The 22,952-nt window shown below is 63.5% G+C and carries 22 protein-coding genes; 8 read left to right on the top strand and 14 right to left on the bottom strand.

Translation table 11 applies throughout. The annotated features are described in order from the left end of the window. The first annotated feature begins 20 nt into the window (after positions 1-20). The 5 genes from ABD884_RS23420 (at position 21) to ABD884_RS23400 (ending at position 4,725) form a co-directional block, all read left to right on the top strand. Complete coding sequence (locus tag ABD884_RS23420; protein ID WP_345052829.1) at positions 21-620, top strand: phosphatase PAP2 family protein; 600 nt, start codon at positions 21-23, stop codon at positions 618-620. 105 nt (positions 621-725) lie between these two features. Then, positions 726-2,273 (top strand): efflux RND transporter periplasmic adaptor subunit, encoded by a 1,548-nt coding sequence (locus ABD884_RS23415; RefSeq protein ID WP_345052824.1) that lies wholly within the window; start codon positions 726-728, stop codon positions 2,271-2,273. A 6-nt stretch (positions 2,274-2,279) separates the two neighbouring features. Then, on the top strand, positions 2,280-3,008 hold the full coding sequence (locus ABD884_RS23410; RefSeq protein ID WP_345052821.1) for an ABC transporter ATP-binding protein: 729 nt from the start codon (positions 2,280-2,282) through the stop codon (positions 3,006-3,008). Next, positions 3,005-4,252 carry an ABC transporter permease gene (locus tag ABD884_RS23405; protein WP_345052816.1) on the top strand — a complete coding sequence of 416 codons (1,248 nt, stop codon included), beginning with the start codon at positions 3,005-3,007 and terminating at the stop codon, positions 4,250-4,252. The genes ABD884_RS23410 and ABD884_RS23405 overlap by 4 nt, the downstream gene beginning before the upstream one ends. Before the next feature lie 62 nt (positions 4,253-4,314). Further along, positions 4,315-4,725, top strand: a complete 411-nt coding sequence (locus ABD884_RS23400; RefSeq protein WP_345052809.1) for a hypothetical protein — start codon at positions 4,315-4,317, stop codon at positions 4,723-4,725. Positions 4,726-4,785: 60 nt separating this feature from the next. Here ABD884_RS23400 and ABD884_RS23395 read toward each other — a convergent pair whose 3' ends face one another. From ABD884_RS23395 to ABD884_RS23360, 8 genes are all read right to left on the bottom strand, one after another. Then, complete coding sequence (locus tag ABD884_RS23395) at positions 4,786-5,973, bottom strand: MFS transporter (RefSeq protein WP_345052802.1); 1,188 nt, start codon at positions 5,971-5,973, stop codon at positions 4,786-4,788. Further along, positions 5,970-6,740, bottom strand: a complete 771-nt coding sequence (locus ABD884_RS23390; RefSeq protein ID WP_345052793.1) for a DeoR/GlpR family DNA-binding transcription regulator — start codon at positions 6,738-6,740, stop codon at positions 5,970-5,972. The genes ABD884_RS23395 and ABD884_RS23390 overlap by 4 nt, the downstream gene beginning before the upstream one ends. A gap of 291 nt (positions 6,741-7,031) precedes the next feature. Then, entirely contained in the window at positions 7,032-8,714 is a 1,683-nt protein-coding gene (locus tag ABD884_RS23385; protein WP_345052786.1) for an ABC-F family ATP-binding cassette domain-containing protein, read from the bottom strand. A 33-nt stretch (positions 8,715-8,747) separates the two neighbouring features. Beyond that, positions 8,748-9,338: a TetR/AcrR family transcriptional regulator gene (locus ABD884_RS23380; protein ID WP_345052782.1), complete on the bottom strand. Its 591-nt coding sequence runs from the start codon at positions 9,336-9,338 to the stop codon at positions 8,748-8,750. Between the two features lie 23 nt (positions 9,339-9,361). Next, positions 9,362-10,642 carry an FAD-dependent oxidoreductase gene (locus ABD884_RS23375; RefSeq protein ID WP_345052777.1) on the bottom strand — a complete coding sequence of 427 codons (1,281 nt, stop codon included), beginning with the start codon at positions 10,640-10,642 and terminating at the stop codon, positions 9,362-9,364. A 176-nt stretch (positions 10,643-10,818) separates the two neighbouring features. Next, positions 10,819-12,804, bottom strand: a complete 1,986-nt coding sequence (locus ABD884_RS23370) for a penicillin-binding transpeptidase domain-containing protein (protein ID WP_345052773.1) — start codon at positions 12,802-12,804, stop codon at positions 10,819-10,821. A 164-nt stretch (positions 12,805-12,968) separates the two neighbouring features. Continuing rightward, positions 12,969-13,628, bottom strand: a complete 660-nt coding sequence (locus tag ABD884_RS23365) for a response regulator (protein ID WP_345052764.1) — start codon at positions 13,626-13,628, stop codon at positions 12,969-12,971. Continuing rightward, positions 13,625-14,968 (bottom strand): sensor histidine kinase, encoded by a 1,344-nt coding sequence (locus ABD884_RS23360; RefSeq protein ID WP_345052760.1) that lies wholly within the window; start codon positions 14,966-14,968, stop codon positions 13,625-13,627. Before ABD884_RS23360 ends, ABD884_RS23365 begins: the two co-directional genes overlap by 4 nt. Before the next feature lie 194 nt (positions 14,969-15,162). Between ABD884_RS23360 and ABD884_RS23355 the strand changes: the two genes are divergently transcribed. Together ABD884_RS23355 and ABD884_RS23350 are read left to right on the top strand one after the other, a co-directional pair. Beyond that, on the top strand, positions 15,163-16,254 hold the full coding sequence (locus ABD884_RS23355) for an ABC transporter permease (RefSeq protein ID WP_345052757.1): 1,092 nt from the start codon (positions 15,163-15,165) through the stop codon (positions 16,252-16,254). A 43-nt stretch (positions 16,255-16,297) separates the two neighbouring features. Then, a complete protein-coding gene (locus ABD884_RS23350; RefSeq protein ID WP_345052754.1) occupies positions 16,298-16,996 on the top strand; it encodes an ABC transporter ATP-binding protein in 699 nt (232 codons plus the stop codon). 72 nt (positions 16,997-17,068) lie between these two features. Here ABD884_RS23350 and ABD884_RS23345 read toward each other — a convergent pair whose 3' ends face one another. Continuing rightward, positions 17,069-17,461 carry a winged helix-turn-helix transcriptional regulator gene (locus ABD884_RS23345; RefSeq protein WP_345052750.1) on the bottom strand — a complete coding sequence of 131 codons (393 nt, stop codon included), beginning with the start codon at positions 17,459-17,461 and terminating at the stop codon, positions 17,069-17,071. An 82-nt stretch (positions 17,462-17,543) separates the two neighbouring features. Here ABD884_RS23345 and ABD884_RS23340 point away from each other — a divergent pair, with 82 nt between their 5' ends. Next, complete coding sequence (locus ABD884_RS23340; RefSeq protein ID WP_345052747.1) at positions 17,544-18,149, top strand: NAD(P)-dependent oxidoreductase; 606 nt, start codon at positions 17,544-17,546, stop codon at positions 18,147-18,149. Between the two features lie 12 nt (positions 18,150-18,161). On the opposite strand, the gene ABD884_RS23335 is transcribed toward ABD884_RS23340, so the two are convergent. The 5 genes from ABD884_RS23335 to ABD884_RS23315 form a co-directional block, all read right to left on the bottom strand. Further along, positions 18,162-18,347, bottom strand: coding sequence for a hypothetical protein (locus ABD884_RS23335; RefSeq protein ID WP_345055354.1), 186 nt, complete (start codon positions 18,345-18,347; stop codon positions 18,162-18,164). A gap of 18 nt (positions 18,348-18,365) precedes the next feature. Next, the gene (locus ABD884_RS23330) at positions 18,366-19,775 is read right to left on the bottom strand and encodes an aldehyde dehydrogenase family protein (RefSeq protein ID WP_345052744.1); all 1,410 of its coding nucleotides are present in this window, start codon (positions 19,773-19,775) and stop codon (positions 18,366-18,368) included. A 75-nt stretch (positions 19,776-19,850) separates the two neighbouring features. Then, a complete protein-coding gene (locus ABD884_RS23325; RefSeq protein WP_345052742.1) occupies positions 19,851-20,366 on the bottom strand; it encodes a flavin reductase family protein in 516 nt (171 codons plus the stop codon). A gap of 259 nt (positions 20,367-20,625) precedes the next feature. Continuing rightward, a complete protein-coding gene (locus ABD884_RS23320; RefSeq protein ID WP_345052738.1) occupies positions 20,626-21,399 on the bottom strand; it encodes a VOC family protein in 774 nt (257 codons plus the stop codon). Positions 21,400-21,489: 90 nt separating this feature from the next. Next, a complete protein-coding gene (locus tag ABD884_RS23315; protein ID WP_345052735.1) occupies positions 21,490-22,806 on the bottom strand; it encodes an acyl-CoA dehydrogenase family protein in 1,317 nt (438 codons plus the stop codon). Positions 22,807-22,952: the final 146 nt, after the last annotated feature.

Here is a 22,952-nt window from a genome sequence, read left to right as displayed (position 1 = left end):
GCGCTGGCTAGGATGTGGGGATGGCAAGGATCCTTCTTCCCCGCAGGCTTGCCCCGGGCCGCACAACGGTCATCGCGGCCACTTTGCTCGCGATCGCGGTGATTCTTGGCGTGCTGCTGGCAGGAAACAGGACCCCGCCTTTCCAAGCCCTGGACGATGCATGGAACGGTTTTGCGGTGACCCTGCACACCCTCCGTTCGGTGGCGTTCTCTGCTGTGGCCGGACTGACCGTGATGCTGCTGACGCATCTGCTCAAGTGGATCATCGAGAGGCCGCGTCCCGCCAACGCGAATGTGGCCACGGATACTTATTCATACCCCTCAGGGCATGTATCTGCTACCGCAGCATTTGTGCTGGTCGTCGCCCTCCTTATCGGACGCGCCTGGGCTTGGCTTCTTGCTATCGGAAGTATGCTGGCGATGATGGTAAGCCGGACGTATCTGGCAGCCCATTGGGCCACGGATGTGGTGGGTGGCGCGTGCCTGGCGTCCGGCGTCGTACTCCTGCTTTGGCTGGGATTCCAGAACATATGCATCCAAGAGAATACTGATGCGCACCGCGCTGTTTCTTGGAAGTTGAGCGTCGCAAGTCGCAAGCGACATGCAGGGCAACGCGTATAGATAACCCCTAGACAACACCCAGTCAACACAAATCAGGGCGTCACATAGGGTAAACCATCAGCTAGCACTCGGCCTGCTCCAAGAGAGCGACCATAGTCTTCGGGCATGCTCTCAAAGCCTCAACTCATCAACAGCGGCATCGGGGTGGCCGTCGTCGGCATTGCCGCGGGTGCCTTCCTCGTGCTGAACGGCCTGCCGCAAACCGCCTCCGACACCACCGCCCGCACCGTCGCGGTCAGCGCGGCGGACCTTACCGCCGTGTCCACCGCGAGCGGCAACGTCTCCCCGGCAAGCACCACCGTCATCAACGCGCAGAACTGCACTGGTCCGATCGCCACGGTCTCCGCAGTGACGGGCCAACAAGTCACGGCAGGGCAGGTTCTGGTCACCATTGATCCAACGAACGCCCAGAACGCCCTCGCTGTTGCCCAGGCCCAATTGGATTCGGCAGCGGCCCAGGCGAACCAACAGCAGGCTTCCGCCAGCAACCAGGTAGCTTCGGCGAACCAGAATCTAGCCAACGCCCAGCAGACGGCGAACCTAGACGCCAGCCAGCAGGCAAGTGCCGTAGCCGCGGCGCAAACTGCCGTGAACAATGACAATGCCACCGTCGCGTCTGCGCAGACCGCTGCCAGCGCCCAGCCCGCCAGCCAACAGGCCCAGACTGCCCTCAACGCGGCCCAGGCCCAGCTGGCAAAGGACAACCAGGCGCTGACCCAGGCAGTCAACCAGCAGGCCAGCTCGGCCCTCAAGGACAAAGAGCAGCTCGCTTCGGCTGCGACGGCCCTCAGCTCCGCGCAAAGCGGCGGCGCCACATCCAACACCACGTCCGCCCAGATTGCCGTTGACACTGCAACCAAGAACCTGGCGTCATGCTCCCTCGCCGCCCCGGTTTCAGGCACGGTCACCGCCGTGAACGCCGTCGTTGGAGGCAACGCCGGCAGCAGCTCCGGCTCATCCGGCTCCGGGTCTTCCGCCTCCGGCTCCTCAGGTTCCGGATCTTCAGGCAGCGCCTCCACGAGCGCCGCCAGCACCTCGTCCTCCGGACTGATCACGATCAGCGACACCGCGCACCTGCAGGTCATCGCCAACTTCGCCGAATCGGACATCGCCGCCATGAAGACCGGCGACTCAGCCACCTTCAGCTTCCCGGCACTCAAGACAGACCCCTCCGCAGCCCCCGTCACCGGTACCATCACGGCGATCGCCCAGAATGCCACCACCACTAACAACGTGGTCAGCTACCCGGTGACTATCTCCATCAATAACCCCCCGGCTGCTCTCCGTCTCGGCCAGAGCGCAACCATCTCCGTGACGACGGCAACTGCCAAGAACGCCTTGACGGTGCCTTCGCTGGCCATCACCACCACCGGAACTAAGCAGACCGTCAACGTTATGAAGAACGGGACCGCCACTCCGGTGACCGTCACCACCGGGATCACGGACAATGGCCGCACCCAAGTGCTCACTGGACTCAGCGCGGGCGATCAGATCGAACTCCCGGCCATCTCCTCCACTTTGGACACCACCGGCACCACCGGACGGACCGGCACGGGAGGCCTCGGCGGGACGGGTGGATTTGGTGGCACAGGCGGAACCGGAGGCGCCGGAGTTACAGGCGGCACCGGCGGCACCCGCGGAAATGGTGGGTAAGCAGCCGTGAACGACGCTGTCATCCAACTGGAGTCCGTGAGCAAGATCTACGGCAAAGGCGAGGCCGAGGTACGGGCACTGGATTCCGTCAGTATCTCCATTGCTCGCGGCGACTTCGTGGCCATCATCGGTGCCTCGGGCTCCGGAAAGTCCACCATGATGAACATCATCGGTTGCCTCGACGGCGCCACCGAGGGCACCTACCATCTGGACGGCATCGATACCGGGACCTTGGACGAATTCCAACTCGCGCAGATCCGCAACCGGAAAATCGGCTTCGTCTTCCAGAACTTCAACCTGATTCCACGCACCCGGGCAGTGGACAACGTCTCCATGCCCCTTGCATACGCGAAAGTGCACCGCAAGGAACGGCGTGAGCGGGCCTTGGAAGTCCTCGATTCAGTGGGTTTGGCCGAACGGGCCGACCACAAGCCTTCACAGCTTTCCGGTGGCCAGCAGCAGCGAGTTGCCATCGCCCGTGCTCTGGTAACCAACCCGGTGCTGCTCCTGGCTGACGAACCAACCGGAGCCCTGGATTCCAAGTCCTCCCACGAAATCCTGGACCTCTTCGAGTCGCTGCACGCCAACGGACGCACCATCGTGATGATCACCCACGAAGCGGACGTCGCAGAGCGGGCCAACCGCGTAGTGCGGTTCCAGGACGGACACATCATTGAGGACCACAGGATCCGGGGCGTTCACGCGCATCCGGTTGCGACGGCGGTACCAGCATGATGATCGCCGAATCCGTACGCTTTGCCCTGACCGGGGTCATGGCGAACAAGATGCGCTCAATACTCACTACGCTGGGCATCCTGATCGGCATCGCATCCGTCATCATCCTCCTGGCCGTGGGTGCCGGAACCTCCAACGCCATCAAGGCCCAAATCGGGAAACTCGGAACCAACGTGCTCACCGTCAGCCGCCAGACGACGGCGGGTGGACGCGCTGCAGGTGGCGGGCAAACTGTCACCGGACCACGGTCCCGCGGCACCAACCTGACACTCCAGGACATGGCCGCACTGACTGACCCCGTTATGGCCCCCGATGTCGCCGCGACGGCGCCGGTAGTCACTGCCCAGAACGTCACGGGTACTTACCAGGACGCAACCCACGCGGTCGCAACATTCGTGGGGACCACGCCGTCGTACTTTGCCATCTCGAACGACACCTTGGCGGCGGGCTCATACTTCAGCGACGGCGACGCTACCAGCGGCACCGCGGTTGCCGTGATCGGCAATACCGTGGCGCAGGATCTTGTCGGCAGCTCAGTGACCTCGGCAGTGGGACAGACAATTGCCCTCAACGGCCAGAACTTCGTGGTTTCCGGCGTCCTGGCCCAGAAGGGCTCCTCGGGCCTCAACGATCCGGATGACATTGTTGTGATCCCCTACAGCGCCGCACAGGACAAGTTCACCGGGTACTCGCCTTCCCTCGCGTCCATCACCGTCCAGGCCAAGTCAGCGGACGTGATGAACCAGGCACAGAACGAGGTCCAAATGATCCTCGATGCCAGGCACAACGTCACCTCCGCCAACCGTGACTACCAGGTTCGGAACCAAGCACAGATCCTCACCACGGCCACCACGACGACGGCAACACTGACGATCCTCTTGGGCGCAGTGGCCGGTATTTCGCTCCTGGTGGGCGGAATCGGCGTCATGAACATCATGCTCGTCACGGTGACCGAGCGTACCCGCGAAATCGGCATCCGCAAGGCGATCGGAGCATCGCGGGGCAGCATCGTGAGCCAGTTCCTGATCGAATCGCTCATTATTTCGCTGATCGGCGGGGTGTTGGGCATCGCCGCGGGATACATCGGCAGCGCCTTCCCCTTGTTGGGAACCCAGCCCGAAGTCCAGTGGTGGACCGTGTGGCTGTCATTCCTGGTTTCGGCGGCGATCGGCCTGGTCTTCGGCATCTACCCGGCCAACAAGGCGGCGAAACTACGTCCGATCGACGCTCTGCGCTACGAATAGCCCACCCATAGTTCTACTCCCCAGCAAGTAAACGAAGAAACACCCAAACAGGAGATCCACAAATGTCCTATTCACCGCCGGAGCCCGGTCCGATGAACCAGCCGGAACCCCACCAGCCCTACGCCCAGCAGCCCTACGCCGGACAGCCAACGGCGGTTCTGCAAGCCACGGAGGTGCCAACCGCGCAGGGTTGGGGCCAACCCCAGACCCCGGAGCCGTTCGTGCCCAAGAAGCGCTTCCAGATGGGTCGCCTGACGCAGATCCTCCTTGCAGTGTTGCTGGTTGCCGTCGGGTTCTTTGCCGGCGTCGGCGTCACTAAGGCAATGGACGCGGGCCAGACCCGTCCGGGCCGCGGCCAGTTCCAGAACTTCAATGGCCAGGGTGGTCAGGGCCGGAACCGGCAGAGCGGCGCTCCCACCAACGGAGCATCGCCGAGCGCTATCCCCTCGGCACCCGCCACGTCCGCTCCGTAACCACCCAACTAACTCGCAGTTGTTGTCGTTATAACGCTTCAAAACGACAACAACTGCGAGCTAGTTGCTTTTCACCAAAGGTTTCGCCGCGCCGGCCAGCCACAGGGCAATCAGGATCGGAACCCCGATCGCAAGCAGGGCCATGTGGATTCCGGTATGGTCGCCCAGGTATCCCAAGAGCGGCGGCCCGGCGAGAAACGCCACATAGCCAATGGTCGACACCACAGAGACGCGTGCGGCTGCGTGCTTGGGATCATCGGCAGCAGCGGACATGCCCATCGGGAAGGCCAAGGCAGCGCCGATACCCCAGAGCGCCGCGCCCACCGCGGCAAGGATGAGGCTGCCCGCGAAGACGAAGAGCGCCAGGCCCGCTGCTGCGGTGGCCATGCTGACCCGCAGCACGGCTACACGCCCAAATCTGTCGATCGCCCGGCCGCCAAAGAAACGCATCAGGGTCATCGCGGCCACGAAGAGGGCAAACAAGAGGGCGCCCGTTGATTCCGTGGCATCCAGGCCATCCACCGTGGCCTTCGCGATCCAGTCGTTGCCTGCGCCTTCCGTGAGGGTCGCCCCGAGCACCACCGCGCCGATCAGCAGCGTGCGGGAGTCCCGCCACGCCGAGGGACCCTTGACGGTGGGCACACCGCCGTCGGACGTCACAAGAGCGGCTTCGTGAGGCATGAAGTAGTGCGGCGCCGTCAGCGTCAGAAGCACCACGACGCCGGCGATGACCAGCAAGTGCTCCGGCAGTCCGACGCCGATCTGGGATAGCCACGCGCCGATCAGTGCACCCACAAAAGCGCCTCCACTGAAGGCGGCATGGAACTGCGGCATGACGGTTCGCCCGAGGCGATGTTCGACGTCGGCCCCCTCGATATTCTGCGACACATCCCACAGGCCGACCCCCACCCCAAAGAAAAACAGCGCCACAGCGGTGGCGGCCACGGAGCCGGCCATCAGGGAGAAAGCGATAGCCGCACCCGCGCAGGCGGCCAGCAGCCCGGCGGCGCGGACGGCATTGGCCGTACCGATCCTGCCGATGACCCATCCCGCGGACGGCAGGGCCACAAGGGACCCGACGGCGGTGCACAGCAGCAGGGTGCCCATCTGTCCGGAAGTGAGGTGCAAAGTCTGGGTCACAGCGGGTATGCGGGCTGCCCAGCTGGCAAACACCAGCCCGTTCATGCCGAAGACCAAGAAGGTGGCGATCGCCGCGGCCTTCACGTTGGTGGCGGTGCTGGTGCTCATACGATGACAACTTCCACGGAGAGATTCTCCAGTTGGGTGCGTTCTTCGGGTGTCGGTTTCCGGTCCGTCACGATGACATCTACTGCGTCCATGGCTGCAACCAAGGCCATGGCCTGGGCATTCCACTTATTTCCTGTGCAGGCGATGATCACCCGTGCCGCCGACTCGAGGCCTGCACGCTTGATCGCGGCGTCCTCGATGTCGTGCGCCAACAGGCCGTCCTTGAGGCTGATGGCACACGGCGTCATGATGGCCGCGTCGAAGCGCAGCGAGCGGATGTTGGCCTCGGCCATCGGTCCGCGGAAGGACTGCTCGCCCGGAACCAAGCTGCCCCCGGGCAACAAAAGACCCGGACGCCGGCCAGAGGGATGATCCGTTGCCAGGAACTCCACGGCACGGAGGGACATCGGCATGATGGTCAGCTCACGTTGCGCGAGCCGGCGGGCAATCTCCGTTGCCGTGGAGCCGCTGTCCAGCCACACGTGGTCACGGTCGCGGAGGAGCCGTTCGACGCCGACGGCGATTCTTCCCTTCGCGTCCTGCTCCTCCAGTTCGCGCTGCCCATAACCGGGGTTGTCGCCGCGTTCCACGAGGCTCCGGGCACCGCCATGGATCCGACGAAGAACCCCGTGCGACGCGAGGATTTCCAGGTCCCGCCGGATAGTGGCCCCCGAGGCCCCGCATTCGGCAACGAGTTCGTCAACGGTGATTTCTTCGCGCTTGCGCAGCAACTCGCCAATGAGCCGATGGCGGTCAGAAGTCTTCATGCTCAAATGCTAACTTGAAGTGATCATTTAATCATCTTGTTTGATCGTGTGACAGAAGAGATCGATCAGACGTTCCCGCTCGTCCCCCCGGGATGAGGTCGCCCTGCCCCACCCGACGCTCGCTCACCTATGGGGCCAAAACCCCGAACGCTCCTGCACCAAATGAACTGCTCCCCGGGAAGTCGGAACTGAATTTCTCAGTCCAACTTCCGGGGACCACTTCAAAAGTGGAGGAGCGTTCCGAAAAAACGGGCCAAAGGTGAGCGAGCGTCCCGGGGAGGCGGTTGGGAGCTAGCGCGCGCGCTCCACGCGAGCCTCGTCCCAGACGGGTTCAGCCGATTCGTAGACCTTCCCGTCGGACCCGAAGACGAGGAAACGGTCGAAGGATTTCGCGAACCAGCGGTCGTGCGTCACGGCCAGGACAGTGCCTTCGAAAGCATCGATGGCGCGTTCAAGTGCTTCGCCTGAATGCAAGTCCAGGTTGTCCGTGGGCTCGTCCAGGAGCAAGAGCGTGGCGCCGGACAGCTGGAGAAGCAAGATCTGGAAGCGCGCTTGCTGCCCGCCGGAGAGGGACTCGTACTTCTGCTCGGCCGAGCCCACCAGCCCGTAAGAGTCGAGCGCCCCGGAAGCAGCTTCGCGGCCCAGCCCCGAGCGGTGCTCGTCGCCGCGGTGCAGAATGTCCAAGAGCGTCCGGCCGAGCAGGTCCGGACGGGAATGCGTCTGCGCGAAGAATCCCGGACGGATCCTGGCACCCAGCTTGACGGTGCCCTCGTGCGAGACTTCGGCAATCTCAACGTCAGAAACAGGCAAGTGCTCGCGCTCCGGGTCGGAACCGCCGGCGGCGAGCAACCGCAGGAAGTGACTCTTTCCGGAGCCATTGGAACCCAACACCCCCACGCGGTCGCCAAACCAGATCTCGGTGGAGAACGGCTTCATCAGGCCCGTAAGTTCAAGCTTTTCAGCCACCACAGCGCGTTTGGCCGTCCTGCCTCCCTTGAGGCGCATGTGCACGTTCTGCTCCAACGGCAACGCCTCAGGCGGCCCGGCCTCCAGGAACTTGGCGAGCCGCGTCTGCGCCGCCTGGTACTTGTTGGCCATGTCCGAGCGGAATGCAGCCTTGGTCTTGTACATAATGACGAGTTCCTTGAGCTTCAGGTGCTCCTCGTCCCAGCGCTTGCGCAGCTCCTCAAAGCGCGCGTTGCGGTCAATACGTGCATCCACATACGTGCCGAAACCGCCGCCGTGTACCCAGGCGCCCGCACCGTTGATGCCGGGTTCAAGCGTCACGATGCGTCCCGCCGCGTTGTTGAGTAGCTCGCGGTCGTGGCTGATGAAGAAAACCGTCTTCTTGGATTCGTTCAGTTTATTCTCGAGCCAACGCTTCCCCGGGACGTCAAGGTAGTTGTCCGGTTCGTCGAGGAGAAGCAGCTGGTCCGGTCCGGAGAACAGTGCCTCAAGCACCAAGCGCTTTTGCTCGCCCCCCGAAAGGCTCGACGCCGGGCGGTGCTGCGCGCGGTCAAAGGGGAGCCCCAGCGCCGCCATGCAGACCTCATCCCAGACGGTTTCGACGTCGTAACCGCCAGCGTCTCCCCAGTCCACGATCGCTTGGGCGTACCGCATTTGGGTGGGCTCGTCGTCGTGCTCCATCATGGCGAGTTCGGCGTCTTCGACCGCCTTGGCGGCCGCGGCAAGTGCCGGCGGCGCAGCGGAGACGAGAAGATCGCGCACGGTGGATTCATCGCGGACCTGGCCGACGAACTGGCGCATGATGCCCATGGTCCCGGAACGGCCCACCACTCCCTCGTCAGGCGTAAGGTCCCCCGCGATGATCTTGAACAGGGTGGTCTTGCCCGTTCCGTTGGGCCCGATCAGAGCAGTCTTGCTGCCGTCCGGGACCTTGAAGGTCACGCCGTTGAGCAGCTGGGTGCCATCGGAGAGGAAGTAGTCAATACCGGAAACATCAATGTGGGCCACTGCCCAATCTTCCCACGGACAGCGGGGGACTCTTCAGTCGTCCCCCATCCAGCCCGGCAGGCCACCAGCTAGCGCCCCGATGAGGTAGCGCTGGATTGTTGGCGCCAATGCTCGGACGACGACGGCGTGCGGGGCCGAGGCGATGGGCTCCAGTTTGATGAGGTAGCGGGTCAGGATCAGCCCGGAAAGCTGCGATGCAACGAGGTTTCCACGCCACGGGGCCTCTCGGGCGGGGATGCCAAGCCCGGTCAGGAGCGGGTTGATGGCCCGGTTGAGGACGAACTCGCGGACCAGGGCAGCGCTCCCCTCGTGTTGCATCGCGGTCCTGAGAACCGCGACGCCGGCCGCTCCCGCGGGCGAGTCCCAGACGGTCAAGAAGCGGTTCACCAGCCGTTCCCCCACGCCGTCCGGAGGTCCGTCAAGGACTGCGGCCACGTGGTCCGTGGGATCCACAGGCAACTCAAGCGCGGCCATGAATAGTTGCTCTTTGGTGCCGAAATGGTGATTGATCATGGACGGATCAACCCCAGCCTCGGACGCGATGGCCCGGAGCGTTGCAGCGTCGTATCCTTTGCGGCTGAATTGTTCGCGTGCCGCCCGGAGAACCGCGTCGCGGCTGCTCACTTGTCCCGGGCGGCGACCCCTGTTCACAGCGGTTTCCGGTTTGCGGGAGCCTTTCGGCGCGCAAAATCCGGGGCGTGCTCCGGCCGGGGACCGAAGGCGATCATGAGTGCCGGAAGTTTTCCGAACCAGGGAATGTGGCGGGCGACAAAGACCAACGGACTCGGCGGTCCGGTCATCTGGCCTCTCACTGCGGGGCCGAAGACCGCTTTCTGAAGAATGAGTTGCACGTTCTGGATCACCACGGTGGGAAACCAGCGGCGCTTCTGCACTGAGGCGAGATCGGCCTCGCACAAGGTGCCTCGAAGCAATGGGAGGGCGAGGCGCTGCGCCGCGGCGACGGCGTCCTGGATGGCCAGATTGATGCCGACACCGCCAGCGGGAGACATGGCGTGGGCGGCGTCTCCGATGAGGAGGAGACCTGGTTTGTGCCATGGCTTGATCCGGTTGAGCTTCACATCGAGCAAATGGAGATCGTCCATGGATCTGATTTCGTCCACGCGGTCCGCCAGATCCGGGCGGATGCGGGCCACACGTCCGCGGAAGCTCTCGACCCCTTCAGCACGCAACTGGGCGTCCTTGCCTTTTTCCGCAAGGTAGGCAATCTGGTAGAAGTCCTTGCGGGTCAGGCTGAGGAGCACATCTGTCCCGGAGAAGCGGGGCATGATGGAGGCCAACTGTCCCTGTTCGTCTGCACGCCGGGAGAGCCTGAACCACCAGGTGTCGAACGGCACCGGGAATTCGTGGGGGACTAGGCCTGCCTTCTTCCGGAGTACCGAGCTGCGGCCATCACAGGCCACCGTTAACGTTGCGCGCAGCTCGCCCGAGCCGGTTTCCTCTCCCGACGCCGCGTCCCGGGTGCGGTACGCCACCCCGGCGACCTTCGCGCCGTCGTCGTACACCAAATTCGTGGCTTCAGTGTTCATCCTGAGCGTGAAATGCGGCTCTTGCTGCGCGGCGTCCACCAGGAAGTTCAGGAGGTCCCACTGCGGAACCATGGCCACGTAATCGTAGGGTGGCTTGAGGCGGTCGAAGTCTGTGAGCGTCACCTCTCCGCGGTCCGTGGGGAGTTTGAAATTGCCGAGCTTGCTTTGGGGGAGTGCCCGGAATCCCTCGCCCAGCCCGAGCTCATCCAGGAGCCGGATGGTAGAGGCATGGACGGTGTCGCCACGGAAATCGCGCAGGAAGTCGGCGTGCTTTTCGAGGACGGTGACGTCGACGCCAGCCCGCGCCAGCAAGAGTCCGAGCATCACCCCGGCCGGCCCTCCGCCCGCGATGACGCACGTGGTGCTTTCAAGCTGGTCCATGGCCACTCCCAGAGGGTGCAACTAATTCATGCAGCTAATTCATGCAGCTAATTCAACAAGCGTTGAATTAAGTGTGCACCCGGCGTTGTGGGTGTGTCTAGGGCCGACGCTCGCTCACGTATCGAGCCGAAATGACGGATCCTCCTGCACATATGCATGCGTCTGAGATGTGTAGCTTAGCCGGCGGCGGTCAGGAACGACTTGAGCAACGGGCCGCTCGTGGTCGCCCCGAGACCGCCGTCTTCCACGAACACTGCCACTGCCAGATCGCCGTGCACTGCAACGATCCAAGCATGTGTCTTGGGCGGGTTGTCGTTTCCGAACTCGGCCGTCCCGGTCTTCGCACCCACCGGCGCGCCCGGCACCGACGCGAGGAAACCAGCATGACCGGAAGTCACCACGGCACGCATCATGTCGCCCAGCGCGGCCGCCTCCGCAGGGGTGACTGGCTTGTCGGAAGCGGCAGGCGCGGGGGCTGCCGACGCGGTCGGGGACGACGACGGCGAGCCCGACGGCGAGGGAGTGGCACCTGTGGAGGGTGAGACTGAGCCGGGGTTCAGGACGAGTTGTGGCGACACCGGCGCGCCGTGGCCCACGGAAGCTGCCATGACCGCAGCAGCAAGCGGGGAGAGCAGCACTTTGCCTTGGCCAATCATGGAGGCTGCGTGCTCCGTGCCGTCCGCGTTTCCGGGGACTGAGCCCAGGAAGGCATCGGCCCCCAGCTTCGGTGCTTGGACCGCGAGCCCCAGGGAAGTTGCCGCGGATTCGAGCTGGGCTTGGCTGACCTTGTCCCGTGCGCTGATGAATGCCGTGTTGCACGAATGCGCAAAAGCATCCCGCAGGGCGATAGAGCCCAAGGAAGTCACCGGATAGCCCTCGGCGTTCTTGAATGTCCGGCCATCCACCGAAATTGTCGGCGTGCATTCAACCGTCGAATCCGGCGTCATTCCATTGCGGATCATCGCTAGGGAATCGACGATCTTGAACGTGGATCCTGGGGCATATTGCCCGAGCATTGCCGTGTTGTAGCCGTTGCTTCCGGGGCCGGAAGCCGCAGCCAGAACCGCGCCGGTGGAGGGTCGGAGCGCCACAATAGCCGAAGCGGGACCAACGCCCGTCAAAGTATCCTCGGCAAGTTGCTGCAGGCGAGGATCCAGTGTGGTTTTGAGCGGATCGCCGGGCTTCGCATTAACGGCGAAAAGCACTCTACGGGGATCGGGCTTCGCGGCCTTGATCTGCTCATCCGTCATGCCTTGCGGCCGCGTCTTGATGGAAACCCCATCCTGGCCGCGGAGTTGGGCATCGTATTGTTCCTGCAGACCACCGGTTCCGACTGTGTCTCCCTGTTTGAGGGCACCTCCGGCCTTTTGGATCTGCTCGGCGCTTGCCTCGGCTGCGGTGCCCAATAGTGCGCGAGCGAAGGTTCGCGTCGGCGCCAAAGGCAGGAAATCTGGAATGCCGCGGGCGCCGGGGATGGACGAAATTTGCTCGTCTGTGATCGACCGGCCCTCCTGCCGCAGGGTGATGGCACTGACGAAGGCCTGCGGGCCGGCCGCCTGGACCTGCTTCACGTACACGGCTTCGTCCACGCCGACCAGTTGCGCGAGCTTCGCCGCCGAAGCCGCAGGATCCGCCGATCCGATCGTGGTCTTGTCGATGCCCACCTGAACCACCGGACGGTAGCTGACCAATTTGGCATCCCCGGCGCCCAGGACATCAGCCCTGGCCGGCGTAGTGACGGTCTTGTCGAGAACCTCCCCGTCCTTCAGATCCGGCTCCAAGAGTGCCGGAGTCCACTGGACGGCCCATTTGTCACCCGACTTCTTGAGCGTCGCCTGGGAGGTGTACTTCCACTCCGTGGTTCCGACTTTCCACGTGTAGTTGAGCGGGACCGAGGCTTTGTCGCCGTCGAGCTTTACTTCCCCGCTTTCAACGGAAGGCTTGGCGGGGTCGAGGACCGCGAACACCGCCTTGAGCTGCTCATTTGCGGACGCGGCATCTTTGCCGTCAAGAGAGAGTGATCCGACGTCGAGCGCCGCCAAGGACGAGGCGAGTTGACTGGCCGCGCCCTCCGCCCCGGAACGACCGTCGTCGCAAGCGGACAGCGAGCCAGCAATCATCAGGGCGGCAAACCCCAGGACAAGATTCTTCGTTTTCCCCATTTGCGCCATTATGCCTTCTATGCTTGGCGCTCTTGATTCATGGCGCGGTACGTTGCGCTTTTGTGATGGACCACCTGGGTGCCCCTTGCCCAACTAACTCGCAATTGTTGTCGCTTAGAGCGCCCATAACGTCAACAACTGCGAGTTAGTTGGGTCTAAACGGGCTATTGGTTCCGGATGATCCTGCGCTGCGTCGCCACCGCGATGGCCGCCGTCCGGTTGTCCACGCCCAGCTTGGCGTAGATGTGTACCAAGTGCGTCTTCACGGTGGCCTCGGAAATGAAGAGTTGCCTCGCCATCGCGCGGTTGCTCATCCCGGTGGCAAGAAGCTCTACAAGTTGGACTTCCCGCGTACTCAGCGCGGGCACCGGATTGCGGATACGGCCCATGAGCCGCGCGGCAACCTCAGGCGCGAGTGCTGTCCGGCCGGCCGCTGCACTCACCACGGCCTGCCGGATCTGCTCGGGCGGCGCATCCTTGAGCATGTATCCGCTCGCACCGGCCTCCACCGCGGCGAGTATGTCGGCGTCGTTGTCGTACGTGGTCAGGATCAGGACCGGCGGTGGGGGAGTCCCGGCAACACCTGCCTTGATCTTGCCGGTGGCAGTGACGCCGTCCATCCCCGAGCCCATTTGCAAATCCATGAGAACCACGTCCACGGGCTCGCCGAGGGCATGGAGCTTTGACAGCTCTGCCAAGGCAGCATCGCCGTCGGACGCTTCCGCCACCACTCGGACTCCCTCGAAGTCGGCAAGCATTGCCCGGAGCCCCGCGCGGACCACGGGATGATCATCAACCAACAAGACCCTGATGTTGTTGGTCATGGGGACGCCTCCAGGCCCAGGTTGCCAGTACCCAGCGGCAGCCGGACTGCCACGACGGTCCCCTCCCCGCGAGCCGACTCGACGTCGAGCGTTCCATTAAGGGCCGCAAGCCGCTCACGCAGGCTTTTGAGCCCGACGCCGGTCCCGTCACCCCGTGTTGCCGCGGCGGCCGCGGCGGTGGGATCGAAGCCTACGCCGTCGTCGAACACATCCATGGTCACCTCGGTGTCCAGGAAGGACAGGGTGACGACGGCGGTGCTCGCGTGGGCATGCGCCCACACGTTCGCAAGGGAAGACTGAGCTGCGCGCAACAAGGTGGTCTGGTAGGGGTTCGGCAGCGGCATTGGAGTGCCCTGGAGCTCGAAGCGACACCGCAGCGTGGCCCCGCGCGCGGCTGCTTCGGCCTCGGTTTTCGTGCAGAGGCGTCGCAGGGTGTCGGCCAGCCCGGCTTCCGCCAGCTCGGGGGATCCCAGTCCACGGACAAAGTTCCGGGCCTCCGCCAGGTTGCTCTCTGCGGTCTCGCGGACGGTTTTGAGGCGATCATGGGCCGTGACGCTGTCTCCTGCGTCGAGGGCTTTCTCCGCCGAACGGCCCATCAGGACGATGCTCGAGAATCCCTGCGCCAGGGTGTCGTGGATTTCGCGGGCGAGCCTTTCCCGCTCAGCCAGCACACCGGCGTCGTGCTGGCTGAGTGCCAGCTCGGCTCGGGTGCGGCGCAATTCCTCAGCGGCAAGGCGCTGATTCTCTGCCTCGATGTAGAGCGCCCGATATGCCAGGCCGGTGACAACAGCGAAGGCGGCCCCGAAAACAGGCCCGAGGACCATGGGAAGTTGCAAGGCATCCGCCCCGACACCACGGTTGTGGAACCACATGGCCGCGATCAGGAGTGCGGTGCTGGCAGCTATGGCGGCCAAGGCGAGGCGCCGCGGCAAGATATGCAGTTGCACGAAGAACAACGGGAAAGCTATCCACGCAAAGTCCGGACTGATGAGCATGAGGAGCACCCACAGGAAACTCACGGCGGCAAGCCACCAGCGCGGGTAAGGTTGCGGGTTGAAGCGCTCAGGGTTCCCCGCATGCCTCTTCTCAAGAACTGTCCCCGCGAGATAGACGGCAGCCAGAAGCACGGCAAGAACCAGTCCCGTCCCAGTGGCCATGGGAGAAAGGCCGGCGGTCGCGAGCCTTACGAGGGCCACCAGCAAAAGCACCGCAAAACCGACGTGCAGACTGACCCGCAGGACACGCAAGATCACAACAGAACCGCTCGGCTGCGCCGTGTCACCTAGCAGCTGGGGCAGCGCGGCTTGCGCGGTGGCTTGCTGCAAATCGTCTCCCTGCATGCCCTCCAGCGTATCCCCGCACCCCGACACTTCTGCCCGGATTCCGCGCCATTCGGGCTGAATCAACCAAACGGATGATCCTCGAGTCAGCCAAGGCGATCCGACAGGTCAATCCACCTCCTGATGTCCCATGCGTCTTCTGCCCGGAGAGTTGAAACAAGACCAGAAGGTCGCCTCCCAACCAAAGGAATTCCATGTTTCTCGCCGTGCGCGACATCCGCTTTGCCAAGGGCCGTTTCGCCCTGATGGGAAGCGTCGTCGCCCTGATCACGCTCCTCCTCGTTATGCTCTCGGGACTCACTGCAGGCCTGGGCAATCAGTCGACGTCGGCGATCGCAGCCCTCCCGGCGCAACAAATCGTCTTCGGCGCCCCCGCCGGGGGCGAGGCCAGGGCGTCATTTACGGAATCGGAAATCTCGGGCAAGCAGCTCGACGCTTGGCGAAACCGCCCCGGTGTTTCCGCTGCCGAGGCCGTCGGTATCACCCAGACGAGGCTTCAGTCCCTCGATTCGGCCAACAATGCTGCTGGCACTGCCAACGTCGCGGTCTTCGGGTCCGACGGCGGCATCTCGCCTGTGGCGGTCAAGGAAGGCGAGGTGGTGGTCGGGGAGTCCTTGGCAAAGGAACTCTCGTTGATTGTCGGCAGCCGGGTGACCGTGGGTGGTACCGGCATGACGGTCTCCGCGATCACCCACGATGAGTGGTATTCGCACACCGGAGTTGTTTGGACCTCACGGGCTACGTGGCAGAAGCTCGCACATATTCCTGCCGCGGAATCGATCGGGACGGTCCTCGCGGTGTCGTACGACGCCGGTGCCTCCGTGGACATCAATGCCGCCAATGCGGCGGCCGGCACGGTCAGCGCAACCCCCAGCGGCTCCTTCCAGGCTCTCGGCTCGTACAAGAGTGAAAACGGGTCCTTGATGCTCATGCAGGCCTTCCTCTATGGCATCTCGGCGCTCGTCATCGTGGCCTTCCTCACCGTCTGGACTGTCCAGCGCACACGTGACATCGCCGTGCTCAAGGCCATGGGTGCCTCGTCCGGCTACGTGGTTCGTGACGCGCTGGTCCAAGCAGGAATTGTCTTGCTGGCCGGGGCTGGACTTGGCGGTGGGCTTGGCGTGCTGGGTGGCGTCTTCGCCGCACAAGCGGCCCCGTTCCTCGTGACTCCGCTGACAACGCTCCTGCCCATTGCCGGGATTGTGCTCCTGGGGCTAGGCGGTGCGGCGGTGGCAGTACGAAGCATCACCAAGGTGGATCCGCTCATCGCACTCGGCGGCAACTAGATCCGGCTGTTTTCAGCTCAAATATTCTGCGAAAGGCATATTCATGAATCCTGTACTCAACCTAGTCAACGTCACCTTGGAATACCCGGACGGAGAGTCCACGCTCAAGGCCCTGGACTCCGTGCATCTCCGGGTGGACGCCGGTGAATTCTTCTCCCTCGTGGGCCCGTCCGGCTCGGGAAAATCTTCGCTTCTGGCGGTGGCGGCCACACTGGTCCGGCCAAGTTCCGGACTCGTCATCATCGACGGCGAAGATACAACAGGACTAAACGACACCGAACTCACCGCCCTGCGTCGGGAAAAGGTCGGCATCATCTTCCAGCAGCCCAATCTCTTGCCTTCACTGACGGCCGTCGAGCAGCTGATCATCGGCGATCATCTCCGGGGAAAGCCGTCCGCACCGGCACGCAAGCGCGCTTCGGAACTACTCGACGTCGTCGGACTTGGTGCTTCACTCAGCAAGCGACCGCACCAGCTCTCGGGAGGCCAGCGGCAGCGCGTGAACATTGCACGCGCGCTCATGGGTCGGCCCCGGGTCTTACTCGTGGACGAGCCGACAGCGGCATTGGATCACGAGCGCAGTGAGTCGATCGTGCGTCTCCTGCGTCAGGTCACGGACGAGTTCGCGACGGCAACGGTCATGGTCACGCACGACACAGATTTCCTGCCGTTCACAGATTCTGTTGCAACCATGCGCGACGGGCACCTCGGCTTGCGGACACCCGTCGGCCCGCCCAACTAGCTCGCATTAGATGTCGTTTTGAGCCGTTATAGCGACACCTATTGCTAGTCAGTTGGGTAGAGCGAGCCCGGGTCAGCCTCTTAGGACAGCCTCATCCTGGGCATCGTCGTAGACGTCGCGGGCCTCGAGAATGCTGGGCACATGGTCTTCCGCCCATTGGCGTAATTGCTTCAGGGGTCCCAACAATGATGCTCCCAGCGCAGTCAACTCATAGTCGACGCGAGGCGGCACCTGCGCATACACAGTTCGTCTGATCAGCCCGTCGCGCTCAAGGGAACGAAGGGTTTGAGTCAGCACTTTCGGCGTCACCACGTGGACCATCTTGCGGAGCTCGGAAAAGCGGACCGGGCCATCTGCGAGAACTTGGACCACCAGCGAAGCCCATTTATCGCCGATGCGTTGGAAGATCACGCGGGACGGGCAATCAGGGTCCAAAACGTTTGCCGGCAGTGCATTGGTTTCCATAGGGTAACTAAGTTCCTTTGAGGCTATCGATATCAAATAGATACTGTGTTTCTATTGCAAGGATAGCAACCCAAGGAGAGTCATGAAAATCGCAGTTTACGGCGCAACAGGCATGGTCGGAAGCCAGATCGTTAACGAATCCCTCACCCGCGGCCACGAGGTTACGGCCATCTCCCGCAGGGGCTCAGAGGTTGCTGGAGCGAAGGCCCTCGCCGCCGATCTCGGTGATGGTCAGAGCTTCGCGGAGATCGCCAATGAGCACGACGCCGTTATTCTCGCCACCGGGCCGAGCCGCACCGGGGGAGACCACGGAGAATGGCTTGCAGCGATGGATACCGCTTACAGCAACGCGGAAGGTACGCGCCTGATGATCGTCGGCGGCGCAGGCACCCTGGAGATCGACGGCGTTCGCCTCCTCGATTCACCTGATTTTCCGGAGGCCTACAAGGCCGAAGCCACCACCGCGGCCGCAGCCTTCGCCGCCGTCAAGGAAGCTCCCGAGACCCTGGACTGGACCGTCCTGGCGCCGGCACCCATCATCCAACCCGGTGAGCGCACGGGGAACTACTCTACCGCCCAGGATTCCCCCGCGGGCAACAGCATTTCCACTCAGGACTACGCCGTCGCCATGCTGGATGAAATCGAAACTCCGGCCCACCGCCGCGCCCGTTTCACCGCAGCAAACTAACCCAACGCCCGCTCACATCCGGCACCCTGTTTCGGAACGCTCCTTCACCTGATGAACTGGTCCCCGGAAGTTGGACTGGCTAAGTAAGAAAGCGTTGGTCAGCTCCAGGTTCGGAGAGGACCCGATCGAATAGGAGATGATCTGCCGGTCGAAGAGGTCCATGACCGGTGAGAGGTAGAGCTTCCGGTCCTCGAACACCCGGTTCAGAAGTCGTAGCTAGCCGTTGATGATCTGCGGCACGCCGAGGGCTTTGAGGCCTTCGACGCCGAATTCGAGGCCGTAGCCGGATTGCTTCGCGCCGCCGAACGGGATGCGGGGGTCCACTGCGCCGTGCTTGTTGATCCACACGGTTCCGGCTTGCAGGCGGGCGGCGACGTTCCGGGCCTCGTCGAGGTTGGAGGACCAGACGGAGGCGCCGAGTCCGACGTCGAGCGCGTTCGCTTTGGCGATCGCGTCATCGATTGTGTTGTAGCGGATGATGGGCAGGGCGGGGCCGAACTGTTCCTCGGCTACGAGGGGGTTGTTGTTGTCGATGTCGGCCACGAGGGTGGTGGGGTAGAAGTTGCCGGGTTGGCCGGTCTCGGGGTTTCCGCCGAGCAGGATTGTGGCGCCGGATTCGCGGGCTGCGTCCACAAGCCTTGTGACGATGTCGAACTGTTGCCGGTTCTGCAGCGGGCCGAGCACGTTGGCCTCATCCAGTCCGTTGCCCATGGGCATTGCCGCGGCAACCTTGGTGAGTTCGGTGCACACGGCTTCATAGAGCGAGTCGTGGACGTAGAGGCGCTTGAGTGCCGCGCAGGTCTGGCCGGTGTTGATGAACGCGCCCCAGAAGAGGCCTTCGGCGATCGCTTTCGGGTCGGCGTCGGGCAGGACGATGCCGGCGTCGTTGCCGCCGAGCTCGAGGGTGAGGCGTTTGACCGTGTCCGCCGAGGAGCGGATGATCGCTTTGCCGGTGGCGGTGGAGCCGGTGAACATGACCTTGCCGATGGAGGGGTGTTCGGCCAGGCGGGCGCCGACCTCGCGCCCGCCGGAGACCACCGTGAGCAGGCCTTCAGGAAGTTCCTCGTTGATGATCGCGGCCAGTGCGAGGACGGACAGCGGGGTGTATTCGGAGGGTTTGACCACCACGGCGTTGCCCATGCGCAGGGCGGGGGCGATCTGCCAGACGGTGATCATCATGGGCCAGTTCCAGGGACCGATCGCGCCCACGACGCCGATGGGCCGGTAGTGCAGTTCGGCGCGGGTTTCGCCGTCGTCCACCACGGTTTCCGCCTCCAGCGGCGTGGCGGCGGCGGCGCGCAGCCACGCGGCGCAGGCACCGACTTCGAAACGGGCGTTGGGGCCGTTCAGCGGCTTGCCCTGCTCGCGGGAGAGCAGCCGGGCGAGTTCTTCGGCGGAGCGTTCGACGGCGTCGGCGGCCCTCATGAGCGCGGCGGACCGGGCGTCGTGGCCCAGCGCAGCCCACGCGGGCTGGGCGGCAGCGGCGGCAGCGATCGCGGCCTCGAGGTCCGCAACGGTGTGGACTGGGGCCTCGCCGACGGCGGTGCCCGTGGCGGGATCGAGGATGGTCCGGGTTTCTCCGGTGGTCGGGGTGATTGAAGCCAGGAGGGCGTCGTAGCTTTCCAAGGGTTTACTCCACTCTGAGTTTCTGCCTGCAGGCCTGTTCGGCCATGCAGATGCGGCTTGGATCTATGCCTGGACTTAGGCCGTGACCATCTTGCGGACGGTCTGGCGGTGGTAGACCAGGGGACTCTCCTCGGCCGTACCCAGTCCGTGGACTTTGAAGATGACGATCGAGTGGTCCCCCGCGGGGATTTCCTGATAGACAGAACAGTCCATCCACGCCACCGCACCACCGATAAACAGCGCGCCTTGGTCGCTTGGCTCCCAATCAAGGCCGGCAAAGCGGTCGCGGTTACGGGAGGAGAGCTGGAACGCGAGTTCGCCCTGGCGTTCGGACAGCACAGAAATACCTATACGGTCTTGTCCGCTCAGCGCAGCCCAGGTCTTGCTATTGCGCTGGACGCAAATCGACACGAGGGCCGGTTCCCAGGAAACTGTGGTGAATGAGGACGCCGCGAAGCCTGCGGGCGACCCGTCAAGCATCGCACCGACGGCGACAACTCCGCTGGGAAAGTGTCCGAAGGCCTGCTTGGCGTTGGCTGCACAGACGTCCTGGATGACAGCGGTCGGACGATCAATCATGGTGGCAGTCATGGTCTGTCTCCTCTTAGCTTGCTGTAGTGAGTTCGGTTCATGCGCCTTTCCGCGGTGCATCTGTATCCAGTGTGACGAGCACTATGGTGCTGAACGATGTGTTTTGTGACAGGAAAGACCGCCCCCATTGTGCACGGGGGACAATTATGACTGAACCGCGGACTGCGACGACTTAAATGGCCTCGCCCGGCACCAGTGGTACCGGGCGGGTTCGCATGGGGCAAAGAAATTACGGGTCGGCGGGTCTACCCGGCGCGATCTAGATGGCTCGGTCGAGCTCCAATGCCTTGAATGCAGCCCCTGAAGGGTCTACAACCACAGACCAACGGCCGAAGGCGATGGGTTGGTCAGCGACGTTGACGCTGCCGCCTGAGGCTTGGGCGGACTCAGCGGCAGCGGCTTGGTCGGCAACGACGAACCAGGCCAGCCAGTGTGGGGGCAGGACGGGGTGGAGTTCCTCCTGGATGACGTTGATTCCTCGGAGCGGCCTGCCGTCCGCGTCCCTGTAAATACTCAGTCCTTCCTCTACGTGGACAAGAGTGTTTTCCGGGAACAAGGCCGCTTGGAACGCCGTGGCGGCGGTCAGATCGTGGGTCATGACATCCACCAGGGCCAAATGGCCGTTCATCAGCGAAGGCAGTGATGCCCGTGCGGCCTCCACGGAGACGATACCGAAGATGGTGCCCTCGGGATCGCGCAGAAGGACGGCCGCTTCATCGGATACCGGGAGTTGGTGCGCCTCTTTGATAACGGTCGCTCCCGCGGCCTCGGCCCGGAGGAGTGCAGCCGGGACATCGTCCGCACCGAGATAGACCTGCCACCCGGTCCCGGCGGGCCCCGCCAGGGGGTCGACGCTGAGACTGGCGACAGGTTCGCCGGCCTGAGTAAACACGCCAGTGCTTCCGTCGAGCGAAAGTTCCCAACCGAGCACATTCCGGTAGAACGTGGCCAGGCCTTTGCTGCTGGTGGCAGTAAGTTCCTGCCATACAGAGGAGCCGGGGACATAGGTTTTCTGCAGCGCTGCTGGAGTCATGGTGGTGCCTTTCATCGGTAAGTCAGATCCGGAAGACGGCCGGCTGGCGTGAACCTGGCGTCTTGACGATCGCGGGGAAGGGTGAGGTTCTCAGGCCTTCAGATGGGCTGTGGCTGTGTTGACGGAGAACATCTCAAACTGGTCGGTCCGCGTTCGCGTGGTGAGAATGTCCCGGAAGTAGCGTTGCAGCGGCGCCCCGTCGGCGGTGTTCTGGGAGCCCGCATTCCGCAACATCAATTCGACAGCTTTGTAGACGAGTTCCTCGACGACGAAGTAGACGCCGTTGAGCCGCAGGGAACGGGACTCGTCGAACGGCTCGATGCCTTCGACGGATCGGGCGGCGTACTCTTCAAACAGGCGCGAACTGTTCACCAGAATGGACTGGGCGCCGTCGACGTAGGAGATTGCCATGCCGAGCACGCGCTGCCATTCCTCGTAGTCTCCCCGGATGGAACCGTCTTTGATCCACGGGTGGCGGGTCTTCATGATGATTTTTTCAAACTCGTCAATCGCCGCGTAGCCCAGGCCTACGGATGTGCTGGCAACCTCGCCTTCGGCGAAGCCGAAGAACGTCCCGGCGTAGACGGGGTTGTCGTGCAACCGGGAGCCGGGGGTCGGACCCGACATCGAGGCGGTCCATTTCTCCTCGGAGACACAGTAGTCGGGGACGAATGCCTTCGTCGCTGTGATGCTGTTGGAGCCGGATCCCCGCATGCCGATGACGCGGCCCCAGTCGTCAAGGACTTCGTAGTCGCTTCGCCGGAGGATCATCCAGACGCGGCGCTCCGGATCCCCGGCACGCTCGCCCGGGATGTAGGTCGTTGCCATGAAGTGCGTGGAGTAGGGCGCTCCGGAGCAGTACCGCCAGAAACCGCTGACGTGCCAGCCGCCGTCTACGCGTTCAACGGACATGTCCCGACCGTTGCCGCTGGCCGGGCAGATCATGTAGCCGTTCTCGCCGAAGATCTCGCGCTGGGCGCGCTCGTCGAAGTACGATCCCAGCGTGAGGGAGTGACCCACGGACAATGACAAGCACCAAGCTGTCGAAGGGCAGCCCCGGCCAACTTCGGCAATCACCTGATAGAAGGCCGAAACCCCGAGCTCCAGTCCCCCGAACAGTTGCGGCTGAAGCATGCGGTAGAAGCCGTGCTCCAGGAAGAATTCATGGATGTCGGTGCCGTATTTGCCGTCGGTCTCGGTCTGCGCCTGCGCCGCGCGCAGGCGCGGGCGGATTTCCCGGGCGCGGCTAAGGAGCCGTTCAAGCTCGAACCTTACACGCGGGTCCTTCTCCGTTGGCACCTGGATACTGAACGGTCCGGCCAGGCCGGGCTCGGCTGAGCCCGGTGTTGCAATTGAAGGCGTGGCTTCGGTTTCCGACTGTTTCGTCTGCACGAATGCTCGTGACATATTGAGTCTCCCTAGATACAAGACGGTGTAGTGCGTGTCTTCATTCTGGGCTCCAGGCCGAGGCGCAGCCATGTCCCGGCGAGCCAACAATTGACGCCGTGTTAGTGCATCGGTCACAATCAACTAACATGGCAAGGTCTGTCTGT

The sequence above is a fragment of the Arthrobacter methylotrophus genome, from assembly GCF_039539965.1.
GTDB classification, from domain to species: domain Bacteria; phylum Actinomycetota; class Actinomycetes; order Actinomycetales; family Micrococcaceae; genus Arthrobacter; species Arthrobacter methylotrophus.
The sequence above is the reverse complement of the archived record's forward strand: the minus strand, read 5'-3'. Positions and strand labels throughout refer to the sequence as shown.

Coding starts and splice junctions, on each gene's coding strand:
- ABD884_RS23420 (WP_345052829.1), top strand. CDS start 21: ATGGCAAGGATCCTTCTTCCCCGCAGGCTTGCCCCGGGCCGCACAACG.
- ABD884_RS23415 (WP_345052824.1), top strand. CDS start 726: ATGCTCTCAAAGCCTCAACTCATCAACAGCGGCATCGGGGTGGCCGTC.
- ABD884_RS23405 (WP_345052816.1), top strand. CDS start 3,005: ATGATGATCGCCGAATCCGTACGCTTTGCCCTGACCGGGGTCATGGCG.
- ABD884_RS23400 (WP_345052809.1), top strand. CDS start 4,315: ATGTCCTATTCACCGCCGGAGCCCGGTCCGATGAACCAGCCGGAACCC.
- ABD884_RS23395 (WP_345052802.1), bottom strand. CDS start 5,973: ATGAGCACCAGCACCGCCACCAACGTGAAGGCCGCGGCGATCGCCACC.
- ABD884_RS23390 (WP_345052793.1), bottom strand. CDS start 6,740: ATGAAGACTTCTGACCGCCATCGGCTCATTGGCGAGTTGCTGCGCAAG.
- ABD884_RS23375 (WP_345052777.1), bottom strand. CDS start 10,642: ATGGACCAGCTTGAAAGCACCACGTGCGTCATCGCGGGCGGAGGGCCG.
- ABD884_RS23370 (WP_345052773.1), bottom strand. CDS start 12,804: ATGGGGAAAACGAAGAATCTTGTCCTGGGGTTTGCCGCCCTGATGATT.
- ABD884_RS23365 (WP_345052764.1), bottom strand. CDS start 13,628: ATGACCAACAACATCAGGGTCTTGTTGGTTGATGATCATCCCGTGGTC.
- ABD884_RS23360 (WP_345052760.1), bottom strand. CDS start 14,968: ATGCAGGGAGACGATTTGCAGCAAGCCACCGCGCAAGCCGCGCTGCCC.
- ABD884_RS23355 (WP_345052757.1), top strand. CDS start 15,163: ATGTTTCTCGCCGTGCGCGACATCCGCTTTGCCAAGGGCCGTTTCGCC.
- ABD884_RS23350 (WP_345052754.1), top strand. CDS start 16,298: ATGAATCCTGTACTCAACCTAGTCAACGTCACCTTGGAATACCCGGAC.
- ABD884_RS23345 (WP_345052750.1), bottom strand. CDS start 17,461: ATGGAAACCAATGCACTGCCGGCAAACGTTTTGGACCCTGATTGCCCG.
- ABD884_RS23340 (WP_345052747.1), top strand. CDS start 17,544: ATGAAAATCGCAGTTTACGGCGCAACAGGCATGGTCGGAAGCCAGATC.
- ABD884_RS23325 (WP_345052742.1), bottom strand. CDS start 20,366: ATGACTGCCACCATGATTGATCGTCCGACCGCTGTCATCCAGGACGTC.
- ABD884_RS23320 (WP_345052738.1), bottom strand. CDS start 21,399: ATGACTCCAGCAGCGCTGCAGAAAACCTATGTCCCCGGCTCCTCTGTA.
- ABD884_RS23315 (WP_345052735.1), bottom strand. CDS start 22,806: ATGTCACGAGCATTCGTGCAGACGAAACAGTCGGAAACCGAAGCCACG.